Origin of the sequence: Actinomadura fulvescens, from assembly GCF_039533225.1 — a bacterium.
Lineage (GTDB): Bacteria > Actinomycetota > Actinomycetes > Streptosporangiales > Streptosporangiaceae > Spirillospora > Spirillospora fulvescens.
Map to the genome: position 1 here is coordinate 582,826 of NZ_BAAATD010000003.1, position 19,303 is coordinate 602,128.

A 19,303-nucleotide genomic window follows, 5' to 3' on the forward strand; every position below is an offset into this window, starting at 1 on the left:
CCGGAGGCTAGCGCCGGAAACGGGGAGGAAGCGTCTCAGCAGGGATGATGTTCGCGGCTCGTAAGATTCTCGGTCAGCTCAGGCGCTGAGGGACGCCCCAGGGATTGTCGTCGCGCAGCGGCGGAGGGAGCAGCTCCGGCGGGCAGCCCTGGTAGGCGACCGGGCGCAGGAACCGCTCCACGGCGGCGGTGCCGACGGAGGTGGTGGCCGGTGTCGTCGTCGCAGGGAACGGGCCCCCGTGCTGCATCGCGTGCGTGACGGAGACGCCGGTGGGCCACTGATTCCACAGGACGCGGCCGCTGCGGCCGGCGAGCACCGCCGTCAGGCCGGTGAGCTCGGCCGCCTCCGGCTCCTCGCCGTGCAGGGAGGCGGTGAGCTGGCCGGGCAGCGACGCGAGGAGGGCGGCGACCTCCGTGAGGTGCTCGTACGTCACCACCAGGCCGAGCGGGCCGAAGCACTCCTCGCCGGCCACGTCCTTGTCCGCTGCGAAGTCGGCCAGGCTCATCGTGAGCAGCCGCGGCCCCGGTCCCTCCGGCCAGAGCAGCCGCCGCACGCCCGGACGGCCGGCGAGCGTGTCCGCGGCGGCGAGATAACCGGACTCGACGCGGTCGTTCAGCATCGGAGCCGCGGGCACCGCGCCGAGAAGCCCGGCGATCCGGTCCACGATGCCGTCGTGCGCGGGCACGAAGAGCAGGCCGGGATTGGTGCAGAACTGACCGGCGCCGAGCGTGAGCGATCCGACGTAGGCCGCGGCGATCTCCTCGCCGCGCGCCTTGGCGGCCCGCTCGGTCACCACGGCCGGGTTGACGCTGCCCAGCTCGCCGTAGAACGGGATGGGGACGGGCCGCTCGGCGGCGACGCGGGCCAGCGCCAGGCCGCCGCGCTGCGAGCCGGTGAACGCGGCGGCGGCGATCGCCGGGTGACCGAGCGCCTCGACGCCCTCCCGCTCGCCTTCGATGAGGCCGAACACGCCTTCGGGCACGACCGCCGTGACCAGCGCCGCCGTAAGGCGCGACAACCGCGGGTGGCCGGGATGCGCCTTGACCACGACGGGACAGCCCGCGGCCCAGGCCGAACTGGTGTCGCCGCCCGCCACGCTGAACGCGAAGGGGAAGTTGCCGGCGGCGAAGACCAGGACCGGGCCGACCGCCGTGCGGTAGCGGCGCAGGTCTGGCCGGGGGCCGCTGGGCCAGTCCGGGTCGGGCCGGTCGATGCGGACGTCGAGGAACCCGCCCGCGCGGACCTCACCGGCGAAGAGCCTGAGCTGGAACGTGGTGCGGGTCAGCTCCGCGTTCAGCCGGGTCTCCCCGAGACGCGACTCCCCGTCGGCGAGGGCGACGAGCTCGGCCCGCGCCTCCTCCAGGGCGTCGGCCACCGCCGTCAGCGTGGCGGCCCTGGTCTCGGGCGGCGCCGCGGCCCAGCCTGCGGCGGCGGCCTCGGCGGCGGAGACCGCCTGGTCGGGCGTGGTCATGAGGTGTTCCCTTCGTCGGCAGGGTCGCGGTGGCCGCTAGAGGACGAAACCCTCGGGGAAGGGGTCGGCCGGGTCGAGCAGGTAGTTGGCGGTGCCGGTGATCCAGGCACGTCCGGAGAACTCGGGGACGACGGCGGGCAGGCCGCCCACCTCGGTGGTGCCGGTCAGGCGCCCGACGAACCGGGTGCCGATGAACGACTCGTTGACGAAGCCGGTGTCCAGCGGCAGCTCGCCGCGGGCGTGCAGCTGCGCCATCCGCGCGGAGGTGCCGGTGCCGCACGGCGACCGGTCGAACCAGCCGGGGTGGATCGCCATCGCGTTGCGCGAGTGCTTCGCGTCCGACCCCGGCGCGAGGAACTGCACGTGCTTGCAACCGCCGATCGAGCCGTCCAGCGGATGCACGGGCCGGTTCCGCTCGTTGATCGCCGCCATGATGCCGAGACCGGCCCTGAGGATGTCGTCCTTGCGCGCCCGGTCGAACGGCAGGCCGAGCCGCTCCAGTTCCGTGATGGCGTAGAAGTTGCCTCCGTAGGCCATGTCGTACCGGACCTCGCCGAGGCCGGGGACGTCCACCACGGCGTCCTGCTCCAGGCAGAACGAGGGGATGTTGCGCAGGGTCACGTGTTCCGCGCGCCCGTCGCGCACCGCCACGCGGGCCTCGACGAGCCCGGCCGGGGCGTCGAGCCGCACGATCGTCTCGGGTTCGGTGACCTCGACCATGCCCGTCTCGACCAGGACGGTCGCGACGCCGATGGTGCCGTGACCGCACATCGGCAGGAACCCGCTGACCTCGATGTAGACCACGCCCCAGTCGGCATCCGGGTGGATCGGCGGCTGGAGCAGCGCGCCGCTCATCGCCGGGTGCCCGCGCGGCTCGTCCATCAGGAAGCGCCGCAGCCCGTCGAGGCGCTCCATCGCGTAGTGCCGCCGTTCGGCCATCGTGGCGCCGGGGATGGGCGGGACGCCGCCGGTGACGACGCGGGTCGGCATGCCCTCGGTGTGGGAGTCGACGGCGCTGAGCGTCCGGACCGAGCGCATCAGGAGGCCTTCCGCTCGTCGAGCGCGGCGATGGCGCGCGCCATGTCGGCGGTGACCTGCTCGCGGTGCTCGTCGGTGAGCGGGCCGCGCGGCGGGCGGCAGGGGCCGCCGTACCGGCCGACCTGCTCCATGCCGAGCTTGATCGCCTGCACGAACTCGGTGCGCGAGTCCCAGCGGAACGCGGCGACGAGCGGCTCGTACAGTGCCCGGGCCTCGGCGAGCTTGCCGGTGGTCGCCAGCTCGTAGAGCAGCGCCGACTCGGCGGGGAAGACGTTGGGGAATCCGGCGAACCAGCCCGTGGCGCCCATCAGCAGCGCCTCCAGGGTCACGTCGTCGGCGCCCGCCACGACCTCCAGCCCGGGGGCCCGCTCCCTGATCTCCAGAACGCGGCGGACGTCGCCGGAGAACTCCTTCACCGCGACGACGTTGTCGATCTGGGCGATCTCGGCGAGCAGGCCGGGGGTGAGGTCGACCTTGGTGTCGATGGGGTTGTTGTAGACCATCACCGGCAGCCCGACCGACGCGACGGCCTCGAAGTGCGCGATGACCTCGTCGCGGTTGGCCCGGTACATCGTCGGCGGCAGGCACAGCACGCCGTCCGCGCCGTCCTCCGCCGCGAGCTCCGCCCAGTGCCTGGCCTGGTGGGCGCCGGGGCCGTGCACGCCCACGACGACGACCCCGGAGCCTCCGACCGTCTCGACGGCGGTACGGGCGACGCGGCGGCGTTCCTCGTCGGTGAGCGAGGAGTACTCGCCGAGCGAGCCGTTCGGGCCGACACCGTGGCAGCCGTTGTCGACCAGCCAGCGGCAGTGCTCGGCGAACCGGTCGTAGTCGACCGCGAGACCGGCGGGTGCCGAGGCGTCCTCGCGGTACGGCAGCGCCGTGGCGACGATGACGCCGCCGAGACTCTGGTGCTTGTCGGTGCTCATGGGGCGCTCTCTTCCTCGTACGGGGGACGTGCCAGTTCACCGAGCCGGATGGGCTGGGCGACGGGACGGTGGTGCGGGGCGGCGGCGGTGACGCCCCGGCGGGCGAGCAGATCGGCGACGGCCGGACCGCAGACGCGGGCCTGGCAGGGGCCGAGCCCCGCGCGCGTGCCGAGCTTCACCGCGTGCCCGGAGCCGCCCGCCTGGTCGTCGGCCGCCCGGCAGAGCGCGCCGTAGGAGGTCTCCTCGCAGCGGCAGACGACGGTCTCGGGGCGCATCCAGCCGGGCCAGGCGGCGCCGATCGGATGCGCGGCGGCGAGCCGCGCGGCGAACGCCCGCGCCTGGTCACGGCGACGGTGCAGCCGCCGGATCTCCGGCGCCCCGGATGCTCCTCCCGCGGCGCACCACCCGGCCAGCAGCCCCTCGGTCCGTGCCGCCGGGGCGCCGCCGATGCCGGTGATCTCACCCGCCGCGTACACCCGCGGGCTCGTGGTCAGCTGGTCGTCGTCGACGCGGACAAAACCGGCGTCGCGCAGTTCGCAGCCCGCCGCGACCGGCAGTTCGAGCCGCGGGCTGAAGCCGTGGGTGACGCAGAGGGCGTCCACGGGGACCGTGCGTTCGGTGCCGGGCACCACCGACCAGTCCGCACGGAGCCGCGCGGTGACGGCCTCCTCGACCCGGCCCTCGCCGCGCGCCTCGATCACGGCGCGGCCGACGCGGTAGGGAACGCGGTGGCGGGCCAGCCGGGCGGTGTATCCGGCGAGCTCAGCGGCCTTGCCTCCGTGGGAGGCCAGCTCCCAGGGCCGCCGCGCCCAGCCGCGCGTCACCGTGGCGGCGGGATTGGCCTCCAGCACCTCCAGGACGCTGGACCCGGCTTCGAGCAGGGAGGCGGCCACCGGCAGGAGGAACGGCCCGGACCCGGCGACGACCACCTGGTCGCCGACGACGACGCGTTCGCCCTTGGCGAGGGCCTGGGCCGCGCCCGCGGTGAACACGCCCGGCAGATCCCAGCCGGGGAACGGAAGCACCCGGTCATGCGCGCCGGGCGCGAGCACGAGCGCGTCGGCGTCGAGCACCCGGCGCTCGCGGCCCGATCCGTCCGCCGGACCGCGCAGCACATGGACGCGGGGTGGCCGCGACTCGCCGGGGCCGGGCCGCTCCAGCGACCACACCGGGCTCTCCGCCCACCAGTCGCAGTGCGGATCTCCCAGCACGTGCCGGCGTATCCGGTCGAAGGGGCGCCAGTCGTGGTGCAGGCGTTCGGGCCGTTCGGCGGCGAAGGCGTCCGGCAGCATCCGGTGGTACTGGCCGCCGGGCCGCTCGGCGGAATCGACGAGCGTCACCCGGGCACCGGCGCGGAGAGCGGCGGCAGCGGCGGCGAGCCCGGCCGGGCCGGCACCGACGACGGCGACGTGGCGGGCCATCAGGACTCCTCCGCGGCACGGGACTGCGTGGTGACCTCGTCGCCGTCGGCGGCGCGGCGGAGGCAGGCGCGCACGTCGCGGTCGCCGTTGACGGTGACCAGGCAGTCGAAGCAGACGCCGATCCCGCAGAAGACACCGCGGGGGGCGCCGGACGGGCCTCGCCGCCAGGCACGGCGGCCATTGGTGAGCAGCACCCCGGCGACCGTCTGTCCCGCCACGCCCGCGACCGGGACGCCGTCGACGGTGATCTCGATCGGCACGTCCGGGCGGCGCCCGGCGGCGTCGTCCTCGCGGCGGACCAGCCTCGCGCTCACAGGTCCTCCCCCTCCCCCAGGACGGCGGGCCGGTCCACCCGGAACGGCTCGGCGCCGACCTCCGGCTTCCGGTCGTGCAGCAGATCGCGCAGCAGGACGGCCGTCCCGGTGGACAGCCCGATCCCGGCGCCCTCGTGCCCGGTCGCGTGCCACAGCCCGGTCAGCCGCGGATCGGGGCCGATGACCGGAAGGTGGTCGGGCACGTACGGGCGGAACCCGCCGTAGGCGCGCATCACCGGGACACCCTCCAGGCACGGGAAGAGCCGCAGCGCCTTGCGTGCGATCACCGAGAGCACCTCGGGACGGATCCGGTCGTCGAACCCCACCCGGCGGCGCGACGAGCCCAGCAGGATCGTCCCGGCCCGGGTGGACTCCACCACCGCCGACGCCTGGAGCTCCTCCGCGCCGCTGCCGACCGCGCCCACGTAGCCGGCGTCGTAGACCTTGTGGAAGACCGTCGGCGGCATGGGCGCCGTCACGAGCACCTCACCGCGCCGGGGGCGCACGCCGATGGGCGCGCCGAGCCTGCGTGCCAGCTCGCCGGACCACGGTCCGGCGGCGTTGACGAACACGTCGGCGCCGAACGTCCCGGAGGAGGAGCGGACGGCGGTGACGCGTCCGCCGCGCACGACGCCCGACAGGACCTCGCAGCCGGTGCGCAGCGCGGCACCGGCGCGCAGGGCGTCGGCCAGCAGGGCGCACGCCGCTCCGGCGGGCTGGACCTGCGCGTCCTCGGGGTAGTGGACGGCCGCCGCGACGTCACGGGTCACGTAGGGCTCGGCCGCGGCGAGCGCGGCGGCGTCCATGGGTTCGGCCACGATGCCCGCCGCGCGCTGGGCCTCGGCGAACCGGCCGAGCTCGTGGGCGCCGGCCCCGGTCGTGGCGACGACGATGCCGCCCTTGGGCTCCCACTCGACGGCGCCGGCGTCCGGAAGCCCGGCGACGATCTCGGGCCAGAGGCGGCGCGACAGCCGGGCGAGTTCCAGCTCCGGGCCGGGCCCCTTGTCCGAGACGAGCACGTTGCCCTCGCCGTGGGAGGTGGTGGCCGCCGCGGGGCCGCCCCGGTCCAGGACGGTCACCATGTGACCCGACCGGGCGAGCTCACGGGCGCAGGCGGCGCCGACGATCCCGGCGCCCAGCACCACGACGCGCGCCATCGACCCTCCCGACATCGTTCGTTAAACCGAACGAATCCGAGGCTAGGGCGGCGACCCGGACACTGTCAACGATCTGCCCGCCATCTGGATCATGGTGCCTCGACCAGGCAGGGCGGCTGCGCCGGGGCGGCATGAAGCCGCTGGTCAGTGCGGTACTGCAGGAGAAGCACCGAACGCACCGGCCCCTCCAGCGCGAGGTAGCCGTGCGGAAGCCGGGCGTCGAAGCCGACGTAGTCGCCCGGGCCGAGCTCCACCTCGCGATCGCCCACCCGAACACCCAGCCGGCCGGCCTGCACGATGGTGTGCTCGGTCCCGACGTGGCCGAGCGAGTCCTGCCGCGAACCCGCCCGGACCTGCTGGTCGTAGACGTCGACGATGGCGTCGCCGGACTCGATGCCGCGCAGCGGCCGCAGGTCGACGCCCGCGCCGCTGAGCACCTCGACGTCGGCCGAGCGCACCACGGTCAGCCCGTTGCCGCGCGGCTGGTCGAGCAGGTCGGAGATCGGCACCTCCAGCGCCCGCGCCAGGCTGAAGACGGTCTCGATCGTGGGATTGCCCGAACCCGCCTCCAGCTGCGACAACGTGGCCTTGCCGATCTTCGAGCGGCGGGACAGCTCGGACAGCGACAACCCGCGCCCGGTCCGGGCGCGCCTGAGGTTGGCGGCCAGCAGGTGCCGTACCGACTCTTCCGAAGCCCCCACGGGCCGCCTCCCTCGACTTCGTTCGCTTTGCCGAACGAAGTATACGAACGCGCTTCACTCCGGCCGCGAGGCCACCAGGGTGAGCACGTCGTACTTGGCGACGGAGGCGCCGTCCTGGTTGGTGACGTCGGTGTCCCAGCGGACCTCGCCGTAGCCGGTGCCCTCCCGCGGCGTGATCTGCTTGGCGGTGAGGGTCACCGTCAGCTCGTCCCCGGGGTAGACCGGCGTGAGGAACCTCAGGTTCTCCAGCCCGTAGTTGGCCAGCACCGGCCCGGGGTCGGGCGACACGAAGAGCCCGGCGGCGAACGAGACGATCAGGTAGCCGTGCGCGACGCGCCCGTTGAAGAACGGGTTGGCCTTGGCCGACTCCTCGTCCATGTGGGCGTAGAAGGTGTCGCCGGTGAACTCGGCGAAGTGCTGCACGTCCTCCAGCGTGACCGTCCGCGGCCCGCCGACGGCGGTGTCGCCGACCCGCAGGTCCTCCAGGTGCTTGCGGAAGGGGTGCTCCTCGGTGACGGTCCGGTCGGTGCCGGGCACCCAGCGGCCGGTGAGGGCGGTGAGCATGGCCGGTCCGGCCTGTACGGCGGTGCGCTGCATGTGGTGCAGGACGCCGCGGACGCCGCCCATCTCCTCGCCGCCGCCGGCGCGTCCCGGGCCGCCGTGGACCAGGGCGGGCAGGGGCGAGCCGTGGCCGGTGGACTCCTTGGCGTCCTCGCCGTTGAGAACCAGCAGCCTGCCGTGCCAGGGGGCGATGCCGAGGACGACCTCGCGCGCGAAGCCGATGTCGGCGGTGACGACCGATCCGGCCAGGCTGCCCCGGCCGCGTGCCGCCAGCTCGACGGCCTGCTCGGCCCCCGTGTACGGCAGCAGGGTGCTCACGGGCCCGAAGGCCTCCACCTCGTGCGGTTCCGGGCGGTCCGGGTCGTCGGCGCGCAGCAGGATCGGCGACATGAACGCGCCGCGTTCGGCGTCGGCGTCGACCGGGCTGATGTGGTCGGGGTCGCCGTAGGCCACGCGCCCCGCGTCCAGCAGCGCCTTGAGCGAGCGGCGCACCTCCTCGCGCTGGTCGAGGCTCGCGAGCGCGCCCATCCGCACGTCGGCGTTGGCCGGGTTGCCCACGGTGACCTTCGCCAGCCGTTCCCGCACCGCCTCCTCGACGTCGTCCATCAGCGACCCGGGCACCAGGGCACGGCGGATGGCGGTGCACTTCTGGCCGGCCTTGACGGTCATCTCGGTGACCAGCTGCTTGACGAACAGGTCGAACTCCTGCGTCCCGGGCGCGGCGTCCGGGCCGAGGATCGAGCAGTTCAGCGAGTCCGCCTCGGCGTTGAAGCGGACGGAGCGGCCCACCACGGCCGGATGCGTGCGCAGCCGCTGGGCGGTGGACGCCGATCCGGTGAAGGCCACGAGGTCCTGCTCGGTCAGGTGGTCGAGCAGGTCGCGGGCGTCGCCGCAGACGAACTGCACCGACCCCTCCGGCAGGATGCCGGACTCCACGACGAGCTCCAGCATGCGCGCCGACAGGTACGCGGTCTGGCTCGCCGGCTTGACCAGGCTGGGCATCCCGGCGAGGAACGCGGGGGCGAGCTTCTCCAGCGGCCCCCAGACCGGGAAGTTGAACGCGTTGATCTGCACCGCCACCCCGCGCATCGGGGTGCACAGGTGCTGGCCGACGAACGTGCCGCCCTTGCCGAGCGGCTCCACGGCCCCCTCGACGAGGAACGTGTCGTTCGGCAGCTCCCGGCGGCCCTTGCTCGAATAGCCGAACAGCACGCCGATGCCGCCGTCGATGTCGAACTTGGAGTCGCCGAGCGTGGCACCCGTGCGGGCCGACAGCTCGTACAGCTCGTCCCGGTGCTCGCGCAGATGCGAGGCGAGGGCCTTGAGAAGGGCCGCCCGCTGGTGGAAGGTCAGCTCCCGGAGGGCCGGCCCGCCCGTGCGGCGGCCGTACTCCAGGGCGGCCCCCAGGTCGATCCCCTCCGAGGAGATCCGCGCGACCTCCTCACCCGTCACCGCGTCCGGCAAGGGCACGCCCTCGTCTGCCGGAGACTGCCAGGAACCGGACACATAGCTGCGCAGCACAACCACCGGGGACCTCCTTGTCCTCGTTCGTACCGGCCCGGGACACGGCCGGACGCTCAGCATCTTCCTGCCACGAATCCCGGTCTGTCACGCCTCGGGCCCCGGATGACACCGATGAACACTTCTTGTGCTTTTGTCGCAGATCCTCCTACGATCGACGTCATGGTGTCGTTCAGCCGGATTTCGGCGGAGCTCAACGGGATGCGCGCCGCGTGGCGGGCCGGAATGCTCGGCCCGCTCCCGCCGAGAGCGCTGGTGGCGACCGCCAGGGCGCTGCGCGCGTACGGCCCGCTCGGTGCCGCGACCTCGCTTCCCGCCCATCGTTTCCCCGAGCGCACCGGCCTGGTCGACGAGCACGGCGAGGTCACGTTCGGCGAGCTCGAACGGCGGTGCAACGCGCTCGCCAACGCGTGGCGCGTCCGGGGCATCGGCGTGGGGAGCACCGTCGGCATCCTGTGCCGCAACCATCGCGGACTCCTCGAAGCGATGTCGGGCGCGGCCAAGACGGGCGCCTCGGTGCTCTTCCTCAACACCGACTTCGCCGGGCCGCAGCTTCGTGACGCGGTGATGCGTGAAGGCGTGACCGCGCTGGCGTACGACGAGGAGTACGCCGGCATCGTCGAAGGCCTGGAGCTTTCTGACGGCTCTTACACGGCATGGACCGACTCGGACGGCTCCGACCTCGACGCCCTGATCGCCGAGGGCTCACCGGCGCCGCCGCCCGCGCCGTCACGGCACGGCGCGATGGTCATCCTCACGAGCGGCACCTCGGGCAGGCCCAAAGGGGCACCGCGCTCCCAGTCGCGCTCCATGGCACTGCCCGGCGGCATCCTGGCCAAGATCCCGCTGCGTTCCCGCGAGGCGGTCTTCGTCGGGCCGCCGCTGTTCCACGGCCTCGGCCTGACCTCGGCGATGCTCGCGCTCGGGCTCGGCTCGACCGTCGTGCTGCGCCGCCGGTTCGAGGCCGCCACGGTCCTGGACGACCTGGTCGCGCACCGCTGCACCGCGCTGATCACCGTGCCGGTCATGCTGAGCCGCGTCCTGGCGGAACCGGCGTTCGCCTCACGTGACCTGTCGCGGCTGTCAGTCGTCATGACCGGCGGCGCCCAGCTGGAGGCTCCGCTCGCCAGGCGCGCCCTGGAGGCGTTCGGCCCGAAGCTCTACAACTTCTACGGGTCCACCGAGGCGTCGTGCGTCACGATCGCCACGCCCGCGGACCTGGCCGCGGCGCCCGGCTGCGCCGGGCGGCCCTCGATCGGCACGACCGTGCGGATCCTCGACGACCGGGGACGGCCGGTCCCGGCCGGCGCGACCGGGCAGATCTTCGCCGACACCCCGGCCCGTTTCGGCGGCTACACCGGAGGCGGCGGCCGGACGGAGGCCGGCGGCCTGATGGCGGTCGGCGACCTCGGCCACCTCGACGCCGGCGGCCGGCTGTTCATCGACGGCCGCGCCGACGAGATGATCGTCTCCGGCGGCGAGAACGTCTATCCGGTGGAGGTCGAGGAACTGCTCGCGGCTCACCCGGCCGTGCGCGAGGCGGCCGTCCTCGGCGTGCCCGACGAGGAGTTCGGCCGGCGGCTGCGCGCCTTCGTGGTCGCCGAGGGCGAACTGACCGAGGACGAGGTCAGGAGGCACGTCGCGGCCAACCTCGCGCGCTACAAGGTCCCGCGTGACGTCGTCTTCCTCTCCGAGCTTCCCCGCAACCCCACCGGCAAGGTGCTCAAGCGCGAGCTGGCCCGGGGGCTACCTCCGAGGTAATCGCCTGCGCTACCCGGTCGCCCGTAGCGTCGGAGGCGTCAAGAACGAACGACGCAGATCCTCCGGAAGGGGAACTCCGATGACCACCACGCGCTCCGTCACCGACGCCGGGATCTTCGCCGACGGCCGCAGGCTCATGAAGGTGGCCCTGCGCCTGGACGCGGTGGTGACCGGGGTCAACGGCCTGGCCTACCTCGCGCTGGCCGGGCCGCTCGAAGACCTGCTCGGCCTCAGCACCGCCCACGCCTACGCGGTCGGGGCCTTCCTGGTGGCCTACGCCGCCGCGGTCGCGGTGATCTCGATTCCGGCGCGGGCGAACCGCGTCGCCGTCACCGCGGTGATCGAGGCCAACCTGCTCTGGGCCGTGCTGAGCGTCGCCGCGGTGATCACCGGCTGGCTGTCGCTGAACGCGGTCGGCGCGACCTGGGCGGTCATGCAGGCGGGGACCGTCGCGGGATTCGCCGCGATCCAGTACCTGGCACTGCGCCGCAGCCGCTGAACCACGCGGGAGGCCTCCCGGGACTCTGAGTTCCTTGAGGGAACTGGCAGATGGTACGTTCCTTGAGGGAACTAACTCGGGAGGCCGTTCATGTACCGCAAGATCGTGACCGCCGTGCTGCACCGCGCGCTCGGCGACCTGAACCCGCGCACCTACACCGACCTGCTCAAACGGTTCGCCCCGGCGTTCGAGTACGAGTTCGTCGGCGACCACGCGCTGGGCGGCCGCCGCACCGTCCTGGCCGCGCAGAAGGCGTGGTTCGAGCGCATGTTCCGGCTGCTCCCCGGCGGCGAGGTCGCGGTGCGCGACGTGCTCGCCGCCGGATGGCCCTGGCGCACCCGGATCATGGCGGTCTGGGAGGTCCGCTCCCCCGCCGCGGGCGGCTACCACAACGTGGTGACGCAGTACATGGAGATGCGCTGGCTGCGCATCACCAAGGTCACCACGCTCGTGGACACCCAGCACCTCGCGCGCACGCTGGCGGGGCTCGCCGCCGACGGCCTGGCGGAGGCCGGCGCGCCGCCGATCACCGATGACCCCGCCACCTGGCGCGTCCCCGCGTCACGGTGAGCCGCGACCCGGGGACGCCGGCCGGTCACCGAGCGAAGTCGTCGGGCGATTCCGGTGACGCTTCGTCAAAGATCGTCATAGGCTCCTCGCGCATCCACCGGTCTGCCCGAGGAGCCGCATGCCCCTGGACCCGGCGAGCGAGCCGCCCCGATCCGCCTGTCCCTGGCCCGAGCTGCCGCCGGGCCCGCTCGGCCCGCCCTCCCCGGCGTTCGCGACCAGGCACGCCGAGGCCCCGTTCGCACCGCTGACCCTGCCGAGCGGCGACCGTGTGCGCGCCGTGGCCGGGTACGAGGACACCCGGCTGGTCATGGCGCATTCGGCCGCCAGCCGCGACCTGCGTTACCCCGGTGCGCCGCGGATCTCCAAAGGGCTCAGCCTGGAGGACGACCCGACGGCGATCCTCAACATGGACCCGCCCGAGCACACCCGGCTGCGCCGCATCCTGTCGGGCACGTTCACCCCGCGTCAGGTGGAGGCGTGGCGGCCGCGGGTCGCCGAGATCGCCGCGGAGCTCGCGAACGGCCTGGCCGGCGCCGGCGACCTGGTCGAGGACTTCGCCTTCCCGCTGCCGAGCCTGGTCATCTGCGAGCTGCTGGGCGTGCCGGCCGAGGACCAGCCGCGGTTCCGGCACTGGACGGGCATGTTCCTGTCCACCTCGGACGGCACGGCCGACGACCGGATGACCGCGGCCGTCGAGTTCATGGGCTACGCGGGCGAGCTCGTCGCCGCGCACCGCGACCGTCCGGGCGACGACCTGATCGACGTCCTGGTCCGGGCGCGCGACGCCGGCGACCGGCTGACCGAGGCCGAGCTGACCGGCCTGGTCTTCGGCCTGATCCTCGCCGGGCACGAGACGACCGCCTCGCTGATCTCGCGCGGCGTCTTCCGCCTCCTCACGCACCCGGACCAGTGGGCGGCCCTGACGGCGGACCCGGCGCTGGTCCCGCGGGCGGTCGAGGAGATCCTGCGCTACGACGGGCCGGGCGGCCACGGCGTGCTGCGCCGCATGACCGAGGAGGTGGAGCTGAGCGGCGGACGGGTGGAGGCCGGTGAGGCGATCTTCCTGATACTCCCGGCGGCCAACCAGGACCCGGCCGTGTTCGCCGAGCCGGAACGGTTCGACATCACCCGGTTCGGCGCGGGCGGCGAGGCGCCGCAGCAGAGCCACCTGAGCTTCGGCCACGGCCCGCACTACTGCCTGGGCGCCAACCTCGCCCGGATGGAGCTCCAGGAGGCCTTCCGCACCCTGGCGACCGCGCTCCCCGGCCTGCGGCTCGCCATCGATCCCTTCGACGTCCCGTGGACGGCGGAAGCGATCATCCACCGTCCGGTCACACTGCCGGTCCAAGGAGGCCTCCGGTGAACGACATGCCCGCGTCGGGGCCCATCGACGGGGTCAACGTCCAGGTGCCCAACGTCGCCCGGATCTACGACTACCTGCTCGGCGGCAAGGACAACTACGCCGCCGACCGCGACGCCGCCGAACGGCTCCTGGCCGTGGCGCCCGAGACGGCCGCCACGGTGCGGGAGAACCGCGCCTTCCTGCGCCGGGCCGTGCGGCTCCTCGCGGCCGAGGGCGTCAGGCAGTTCGTCGACATCGGCGCGGGGCTGCCGACCCAGGCCAACGTGCACGAGGTCGCGCGGGAGATCGCCCCGGACACCCGGGTCGTCTACGTCGACAACGATCCGGTCGTGGTGGCGCACGGGCGGGCGCTGCTCACCGACTCGCCCCAGGTCACCGTGCTGGAGGGCGACCTGCGCAGGCCGGTGGACATCTTCGCCGACCCCGCGCTACGCGCGCTGATCGACCTCGACCGGCCCGTCGCCGTCCTCATGCTCGCGGTCCTGCACTTCGTCACCGACGACCAGGATCCCGCCTCGATCGTGCGGCGCGTGCGGGAGCTGCTGCCGCCGGGCAGCGCGCTGATCCTCAGCCACGTCACCAGCGAGGGCAACCGCGCGGAGGCGGCGAGCACCGCCAAGAACGTCTACGACCACGCGACCGCGTCGATCGCGCTGCGGACGCGCCCGGAGATCCTCGCGTTCTTCGAGGGCTTCGAGCTCGAAGAACCCGGCCTCGTCTACGCCCCCGAATGGCGGCCCGACGGGACCGAACCCATCGCCTCGCCGCCGGAGGCCTCGTTCCTGTTCGCGGGCGTCGGCCGCCGGTAGCGGCGGGCCGCTGCGTCACGGACGCAGGAGCACCTTGATGGCGCCGTCCTGCTTCTTCTGGAAGATCTCGTATCCGTGCGGGGCCTGGTCGAGCGGCAGCCTGTGGGTGGCGAGGTCGGCCACGCCCAGCGGGTCGCCCTCACCGGTCAGCAGCGGCAGCAGATCGTCGATCCACCGCTTGACGTGGGCCTGGCCCATGCGCAGGGCGATGCCCTTGTCGAACATCTGCAACATGGGCAACGGGTCGGTCATCCCGCCGTACACGCCGACGATCGAGATGGTGCCGCCGCGGCGCACGGCCTCGATCGCGTCGTGCAGCGCCGCGAGCCGGTCCACGCCCACCCGCGACATCAGCGGGGCGGCGGCGCGGTCCGGCACGAACCCGGTGATGGTGTGGGCGAGCTTGCCGAACGGCGAGCCGTGCGCCTCCATGCCGACCGCCTCGATGACCGAGTCGGTGCCCCGCCCGCCGGTCATCTCGCGGATCGCCTCGGGCACGTCGGTCCGCGAGCCGTCGACGACCTCGATGTCGTGCCGCCGCGCCATCTCCAGGCGTTCGGGGACGATGTCGACGCCGATGACCCGGCGCCCGCGGTGCCGCGCGACCCGGGCGGCCATCTGCCCGATCGGGCCCAGCCCGAGCACGGTGACGCTGCCCCCTTCGGGGACGTCGGCGAACTCGAAGGCCTGCCACGCCGTCGGCAGCACGTCCGACAGGTAGAGGAACCGCTCGTCCGGCGGTCCCTCCGGCACCTTGACCGGCCCGAACTGCGCCTGCGGCACCCGGAGGAACTCGGCCTGCCCGCCGGGCACCTCGCCGTACAGCTTGGTGTAGCCGAACAGGGCCGCGCCCGTGCCCTGCTCGCGCACCTGGGTGGTCTCGCACTGGGCGAACAGCTTCAGGCCGCACATGTGGCAGTGGCCGCACGAGATGTTGAACGGGATCACGACCCGGTCGCCGACGCCGATGTGCGAGACCTCCGCGCCGACCTCCTCGACGATCCCCATCGGCTCGTGCCCGAGGATGTCGCCCTCGCCGATGAACGGCCCGAGGACCTCGTAGAGGTGCAGGTCCGAACCGCAGATGGCCGTCGAGGTGATGCGCACGATCGCGTCGGTCGGCTCCTTGATCGCGGGGTCGGGGACCTCGTCGACGCGGACGTCGCGCTTGCCGTGCCAGGTGACCGCCTTCATCGGATCTCTCCTCTCCTCACGAGCTCACGAGCTCACGAGCTCACGACGGCGGCGCCGGAACGGGCCGCTCGGCCAGGGCGGTGGCGACGGCCACCAGGTTGGACGCCATGGCGCGCCCGGTCGTGATCGACCAGTCGCGCCCCTCCTCGCATTCGAGGAACGTGGGGCCGGGTCCGGGGCCCCTGTTCCAGTACGTCCAGGCCTGCCCGGGGATCGTGTAGCCGAACTCGTTCAGCGCGCCGCTGAGATTGTTGATGACGTGGTGGGCGCCGTCCTCGTTGCCGGTGACGACCACGCCGGCCACCCGGTTGTAGAGGACGGGCCGGCCGTCGTCGTCGGTCTCCGACAACATCGCGTCCATGCGTTCGATCACCCGCTGGGCGATCGAGGACGGCTGCCCGGCCCACGTCGGTGACGCCAGCACGAGGATCTCGGCGTCGAGGAGCTTGCGGTGCACCTCCGGCCAGGGGTCGCCGGACCCGAGGTCGGTCTCCACGCCGGGCGGTATGTCGAGGTCCACGGCACGGATCGTCTCGACCTCGACCTTGCGTTCCCGCAGCTCCTCGATCACCACGGCGGCCAGCGCCTCAGTGTTGGACCGCTCGGGCGAGCGCTTGAGCGTGCAGTTGATGACGACGGCCCGCACGTGGGTCTCCTCCTGCGTCGAAGGTCGCTTACCGCTGTCCCCCTACCCGGGCATCGGCGAGCAAACGGCCCTTTCAGGGGTCTTTGCGACCGCTTGGCCGGGTGGTTGACCACCCCGGCGAACGGGCAGGTCGTCCGCACGAACGACCCATGGGAGGGCGGCATGACCTGGCGAACGGGAATCGGCATGCCCGCGACGATCCTGGGGGTGGGCCTCGGGGGATTCGTCGACGGCATCATGCTCCACCAGGTGCTGCAGTGGCATCACATGCTCAGCAGCACCGGCTCCGATCGCATCGGCGTGCGCGAGTATCCGACCGACACGGTGCCGGGCCTGGAGATGAACACCCTCTGGGACGGCTTCTTCCACGTCTTCACCTGGCTGGCGGTGCTGACCGGGCTCGCCCTCCTCTACTCCCGCCTCTCGCACCCGCGCAGCGGAGTCTGGCGGTCGCGGGCGCTGTGGGGCTGGCTGGCGGTCGGCTGGGGGCTGTTCAACCTCGTCGAAGGGCTCATCGACCACCAGATCCTCGGCATCCACCACGTCCGCGCGGGCGCCCACCAGGCCTGGTGGGATCTCGGTTTCCTCCTGCTCGGCGCCGCGCTCGTCGGGGGCGGCCTGCTCCTGGCCCGCGACTCACGGGTGCGCACGGCGCCGTGACCTCCGTACCCGGCGTCCTCGCGCACGGCGGTCACGCGCCCTTCGCCCTCATCGGCGCGCCGGCCCTGCCGGCCGTCCTGCTCGCCGTCTATCTCGCCGGCGTGGTCCGTGTCAGGCGCGCGGGCGGGCGGCCGTGGAGCGGCTGGCGGACCGCCGCGTTCACCGCAGGCGCCCTGTGCCTGGCCGTCGCCCTCGCACCGCCCGTCGCCGGGAGCGCGCACGGCGACTTCCGCGCGCACATGGTCCAGCACCTGCTCATCGGGATGTACGCGCCGCTCGGGCTCGTGCTCGGCGCTCCGGTGACGCTGGCGCTGCGGACGCTGGACGCCCGCGCCGGACGCCGCGTCACCGGCTTCCTCAACCTGCCGCCCGTCCACGTTCTCGCCCATCCCCTGGCCGCCCTGCTGCTCAGCGCGGGCGGGCTGTACGTGCTGTACGCCACCCCGCTCTACGCGGCGGCCGCCGCGAACCCGCTGCTCCACCAGCTCGTCCACCTGCATTTCCTGCTGTCCGGTTGCCTGTTCGCCTGGGCCGTCGCGGGACCCGACCCGGCGCCGCGACGCCCGCCCGTCCCGTTCCGGCTGGTCGTCCTCGGCATCGCGATCGCCGCCCACGCCACGCTCGCCCAGCTGTTGTACGCGGGGGCGTTCGCCGCTCTGCCCGCCGACGCGGACCAGATGCGCGGCGCGGCCGAGATCATGTACTACGGCGGCGACATCGCCGAGCTCCTGCTCGCCTTCGCCCTCGTCACCACCTGGCGCCCGCGCCGCTCAATGGCCGTCGCGGCGGACACAGCGCGCGTCGGCCACGGTCGATGATGCGCGCTGGGCTTCGCGCGCCGCGGCCGAGGATCAATTGGGGTTGATTCCGGCGGCTCCAGGGCAGGCGGGCCGGCCGCGTTTGCCGCAACGGACGAGGGTGTGCAGACGGGTCCTCAGGTCCTGTCGCACGCCGGCCAGCGCGGGGTCGTTGTGGCGGGAGCCGAGCTGGTACGGGTCGGTCACCAGGTCGTACAACTCACGCTCGCCCGTCGAGTGCTCGACGTAGAGATGGCGCCCGGCGCGAATGGCCTGGTACCAACGGCTGCCGTCGGTGCGCGGGCCCGTCTCGACCAGGATGCCGCGTCCCTTGGGCAGTGAGCCGAGTTTGAACAGCGAGTGCCCGTCCATGCGCAGGCCCGCTCTGGTGTTGGCCGCGTCGACGAGTGTCGGTGCCAGGTCGATGTTGGCCACTGGGGAGGCGTTGCGCCGGTTGACCGCGACGCCCGGGCCTCGCATGACCAGCGGCACGCGGATCGAGTCCTCATACGGGTGGATCTTGTTGCCGACGATCCGGTGCGGGCCCTGGACGAAGCCGTTGTCGGAGGTGAAGACGATCAGGGTCTTGTGCAGCTCGTTCACCGCACGGAGCTGGTTGACGACCTTCTCGACGAGGTCGTCGACGGCCAGCAGCGACTCCAGCCGGTTGCGGTAGCGCACCGTCAGCCGGTCGCGGATGGCCTTCTCGGTGATCGGCCGGCCACCTTCCAGCTGCCGGATGTGCCGGGGTTTGTCAGAGACATCGCGTTCGTTGAAGTTGGGGTTCCGCGGGACTTGGGCGCGTGCGTAACGGCCGACATGGCGGGGCGCGGGACGCGGGTACCAGATCTCGGTGCCGTCTTTGCGCTTGACGCCCAGTTCGTCATGTGGCGCCACGGGGGCGATCGACAACATGAAGGGGCCCGGCAGCGGGGCCTTTTGCCGCAGGAAGGTGGTGGCGATGCCGGCGTAGACGTCGGTCTGGTACTGCTCCGGCCGTTTGTTCTGCGGATCCCCGTCGGGACTGCCGCCGTACTTGCGGAGGACGCCGTTGACGTTCAGCGAGTGGCCCCACATTTTGTACGTGCCCCATCCCGGCGCGCCCCACCAGTGGGTCCAGCCAGGCGGGACAAAGCGCTGCGGGTGAGCGTTGACCTTTTTCTGGGTGGTGGCCGTGGCCATGTAGCCGTTGAGGTACTTGCCGATGTGCGCTGTACGGTACCCGGCTTTCTTGAGCCAGACAGGAAGGGTTTGGTCGCCCTTGAGCTTCGCGTAACCGCCGTCCGGATTGCTGTTCGACAGCACACCGTGATTATGCGGGTACTGGCCGGTGAGGAATGTCGCACGCGAGGGGCAGCACCACGAATAGGTGACGAAACTGTTGGTGAACGTCGTGCCCTGGTCGGCGAGCAACCGCCGGGTCTTCGGCATGTGATTCAACCAGGTGCCGTTGCCCGCGGCGTCCCGCAATGCCTGGTCGTCGGTCATGATGACGACGATGTTGGGCTTGGGCGCCGCCGCTGCCACCGAAACCTTGACGTCCGCCGGTTCCGCGACGGCCACCGCCGTTACCAAGCCTATGGCGATCCCCGTCGCAGCGACCCGTCTGATTCCCGAAACGTTCAATTCACACACCTCGCAATGACGAACTTCAGGGCGCCTCCCGACCGCCGCGTGAACGGGCCTGTCGAGGGATACCGCGAGCCCGCCGGCAATGAGCGTGCGAATCCCGCGACCGAACGGTGTTGCGCATGAAAGCTATGAGGTGCCGGCGGCACAGCACATCGAACGAGCGGTTGAATCGCACTACCGCGATGTGCTGATAGAAACTCCAAGTCCTGCAACCCGCGCCGTACGGCCGTACACCACTGGGTTGAGAGCGGCGCGCATC

General features: G+C 72.7%; 18 protein-coding genes. 7 read left to right on the forward strand and 11 right to left on the reverse strand.

Going from position 1 to position 19,303, the window contains the following annotated elements; translation table 11 throughout:
* Positions 1 to 73: 73 nt before the first annotated feature.
* The 8 genes from ABD333_RS14765 to paaZ form a co-directional block, all read right to left on the reverse strand.
* A complete protein-coding gene (locus ABD333_RS14765) occupies positions 74 to 1,471 on the reverse strand; it encodes an aldehyde dehydrogenase (NADP(+)) (RefSeq protein ID WP_344541296.1) in 1,398 nt (465 codons plus the stop codon).
* A 36-nt stretch (positions 1,472 to 1,507) separates the two neighbouring features.
* Complete coding sequence (locus ABD333_RS14770) at positions 1,508 to 2,509, reverse strand: proline racemase family protein (protein WP_344541297.1); 1,002 nt, start codon at positions 2,507 to 2,509, stop codon at positions 1,508 to 1,510.
* Positions 2,509 to 3,438 carry a dihydrodipicolinate synthase family protein gene (locus tag ABD333_RS14775; protein ID WP_344541298.1) on the reverse strand — a complete coding sequence of 310 codons (930 nt, stop codon included), beginning with the start codon at positions 3,436 to 3,438 and terminating at the stop codon, positions 2,509 to 2,511. Before ABD333_RS14775 ends, ABD333_RS14770 begins: the two co-directional genes overlap by 1 nt.
* Positions 3,435 to 4,859, reverse strand: a complete 1,425-nt coding sequence (locus tag ABD333_RS14780) for an FAD/NAD(P)-dependent oxidoreductase (protein ID WP_344541299.1) — start codon at positions 4,857 to 4,859, stop codon at positions 3,435 to 3,437. The genes ABD333_RS14775 and ABD333_RS14780 overlap by 4 nt, the downstream gene beginning before the upstream one ends.
* Complete coding sequence (locus ABD333_RS14785; RefSeq protein WP_344541300.1) at positions 4,859 to 5,173, reverse strand: (2Fe-2S)-binding protein; 315 nt, start codon at positions 5,171 to 5,173, stop codon at positions 4,859 to 4,861. Before ABD333_RS14785 ends, ABD333_RS14780 begins: the two co-directional genes overlap by 1 nt.
* Positions 5,170 to 6,330: an NAD(P)/FAD-dependent oxidoreductase gene (locus ABD333_RS14790; RefSeq protein ID WP_344541301.1), complete on the reverse strand. Its 1,161-nt coding sequence runs from the start codon at positions 6,328 to 6,330 to the stop codon at positions 5,170 to 5,172. The genes ABD333_RS14785 and ABD333_RS14790 overlap by 4 nt, the downstream gene beginning before the upstream one ends.
* Positions 6,331 to 6,419: 89 nt before the next feature.
* Complete coding sequence (locus ABD333_RS14795; protein ID WP_344541302.1) at positions 6,420 to 7,031, reverse strand: helix-turn-helix domain-containing protein; 612 nt, start codon at positions 7,029 to 7,031, stop codon at positions 6,420 to 6,422.
* Between the two features lie 54 nt (positions 7,032 to 7,085).
* Positions 7,086 to 9,119, reverse strand: coding sequence for a phenylacetic acid degradation bifunctional protein PaaZ (paaZ, locus tag ABD333_RS14800; protein ID WP_344541303.1), 2,034 nt, complete (start codon positions 9,117 to 9,119; stop codon positions 7,086 to 7,088).
* Positions 9,120 to 9,275: 156 nt separating this feature from the next.
* Here paaZ and ABD333_RS14805 point away from each other — a divergent pair, with 156 nt between their 5' ends.
* The 5 genes from ABD333_RS14805 to ABD333_RS14825 all read left to right on the forward strand — a co-directional run bounded on the left by ABD333_RS14805 (position 9,276) and on the right by ABD333_RS14825 (position 14,115).
* Positions 9,276 to 10,874 carry an AMP-binding protein gene (locus tag ABD333_RS14805; protein ID WP_344541304.1) on the forward strand — a complete coding sequence of 533 codons (1,599 nt, stop codon included), beginning with the start codon at positions 9,276 to 9,278 and terminating at the stop codon, positions 10,872 to 10,874.
* Between the two features lie 79 nt (positions 10,875 to 10,953).
* The gene (locus tag ABD333_RS14810) at positions 10,954 to 11,373 is read left to right on the forward strand and encodes a hypothetical protein (protein WP_344541305.1); all 420 of its coding nucleotides are present in this window, start codon (positions 10,954 to 10,956) and stop codon (positions 11,371 to 11,373) included.
* A 90-nt stretch (positions 11,374 to 11,463) separates the two neighbouring features.
* Positions 11,464 to 11,943 (forward strand): nuclear transport factor 2 family protein, encoded by a 480-nt coding sequence (locus ABD333_RS14815; RefSeq protein WP_344541306.1) that lies wholly within the window; start codon positions 11,464 to 11,466, stop codon positions 11,941 to 11,943.
* A 118-nt stretch (positions 11,944 to 12,061) separates the two neighbouring features.
* Entirely contained in the window at positions 12,062 to 13,306 is a 1,245-nt protein-coding gene (locus ABD333_RS14820) for a cytochrome P450 (protein WP_344541307.1), read from the forward strand.
* Between the two features lie 5 nt (positions 13,307 to 13,311).
* Positions 13,312 to 14,115: an SAM-dependent methyltransferase gene (locus ABD333_RS14825; protein WP_344541574.1), complete on the forward strand. Its 804-nt coding sequence runs from the start codon at positions 13,312 to 13,314 to the stop codon at positions 14,113 to 14,115.
* Positions 14,116 to 14,130: 15 nt separating this feature from the next.
* Here the strand turns inward: ABD333_RS14825 and ABD333_RS14830 are convergent, their stop codons facing one another.
* Both ABD333_RS14830 and ABD333_RS14835 read right to left on the reverse strand, forming a co-directional pair.
* A complete protein-coding gene (locus tag ABD333_RS14830) occupies positions 14,131 to 15,309 on the reverse strand; it encodes a zinc-dependent alcohol dehydrogenase (protein WP_344541308.1) in 1,179 nt (392 codons plus the stop codon).
* A gap of 40 nt (positions 15,310 to 15,349) precedes the next feature.
* On the reverse strand, positions 15,350 to 15,955 hold the full coding sequence (locus tag ABD333_RS14835) for a flavodoxin family protein (protein WP_344541309.1): 606 nt from the start codon (positions 15,953 to 15,955) through the stop codon (positions 15,350 to 15,352).
* A gap of 162 nt (positions 15,956 to 16,117) precedes the next feature.
* On the opposite strand from ABD333_RS14835, the gene ABD333_RS14840 reads away from it, so the two are divergent.
* Positions 16,118 to 16,615 (forward strand): DUF2243 domain-containing protein, encoded by a 498-nt coding sequence (locus ABD333_RS14840; protein WP_344541310.1) that lies wholly within the window; start codon positions 16,118 to 16,120, stop codon positions 16,613 to 16,615.
* Positions 16,612 to 17,433: a cytochrome c oxidase assembly protein gene (locus tag ABD333_RS14845; RefSeq protein WP_344541312.1), complete on the forward strand. Its 822-nt coding sequence runs from the start codon at positions 16,612 to 16,614 to the stop codon at positions 17,431 to 17,433. Before ABD333_RS14840 ends, ABD333_RS14845 begins: the two co-directional genes overlap by 4 nt.
* A 33-nt stretch (positions 17,434 to 17,466) precedes the next feature.
* Here the strand turns inward: ABD333_RS14845 and ABD333_RS14850 are convergent, their stop codons facing one another.
* Entirely contained in the window at positions 17,467 to 18,975 is a 1,509-nt protein-coding gene (locus ABD333_RS14850) for a sulfatase family protein (RefSeq protein WP_344541314.1), read from the reverse strand.
* Positions 18,976 to 19,303 lie beyond the last annotated feature (328 nt).

Excerpts from the sequence above, each read along its gene's own strand:
- ABD333_RS14790 (WP_344541301.1), bottom strand. The coding sequence starts at position 6,330 with ATGGCGCGCGTCGTGGTGCTGGGCGCCGGGATCGTCGGCGCCGCCTGC.
- ABD333_RS14840 (WP_344541310.1), top strand. The coding sequence starts at position 16,118 with ATGACCTGGCGAACGGGAATCGGCATGCCCGCGACGATCCTGGGGGTG.
- ABD333_RS14830 (WP_344541308.1), bottom strand. The coding sequence starts at position 15,309 with ATGAAGGCGGTCACCTGGCACGGCAAGCGCGACGTCCGCGTCGACGAG.
- ABD333_RS14820 (WP_344541307.1), top strand. The coding sequence starts at position 12,062 with ATGCCCCTGGACCCGGCGAGCGAGCCGCCCCGATCCGCCTGTCCCTGG.
- ABD333_RS14765 (WP_344541296.1), bottom strand. The coding sequence starts at position 1,471 with ATGACCACGCCCGACCAGGCGGTCTCCGCCGCCGAGGCCGCCGCCGCA.
- ABD333_RS14780 (WP_344541299.1), bottom strand. The coding sequence starts at position 4,859 with ATGGCCCGCCACGTCGCCGTCGTCGGTGCCGGCCCGGCCGGGCTCGCC.
- ABD333_RS14810 (WP_344541305.1), top strand. The coding sequence starts at position 10,954 with ATGACCACCACGCGCTCCGTCACCGACGCCGGGATCTTCGCCGACGGC.
- ABD333_RS14775 (WP_344541298.1), bottom strand. The coding sequence starts at position 3,438 with ATGAGCACCGACAAGCACCAGAGTCTCGGCGGCGTCATCGTCGCCACG.
- ABD333_RS14815 (WP_344541306.1), top strand. The coding sequence starts at position 11,464 with ATGTACCGCAAGATCGTGACCGCCGTGCTGCACCGCGCGCTCGGCGAC.
- ABD333_RS14770 (WP_344541297.1), bottom strand. The coding sequence starts at position 2,509 with ATGCGCTCGGTCCGGACGCTCAGCGCCGTCGACTCCCACACCGAGGGC.
- ABD333_RS14805 (WP_344541304.1), top strand. The coding sequence starts at position 9,276 with ATGGTGTCGTTCAGCCGGATTTCGGCGGAGCTCAACGGGATGCGCGCC.
- ABD333_RS14825 (WP_344541574.1), top strand. The coding sequence starts at position 13,312 with ATGCCCGCGTCGGGGCCCATCGACGGGGTCAACGTCCAGGTGCCCAAC.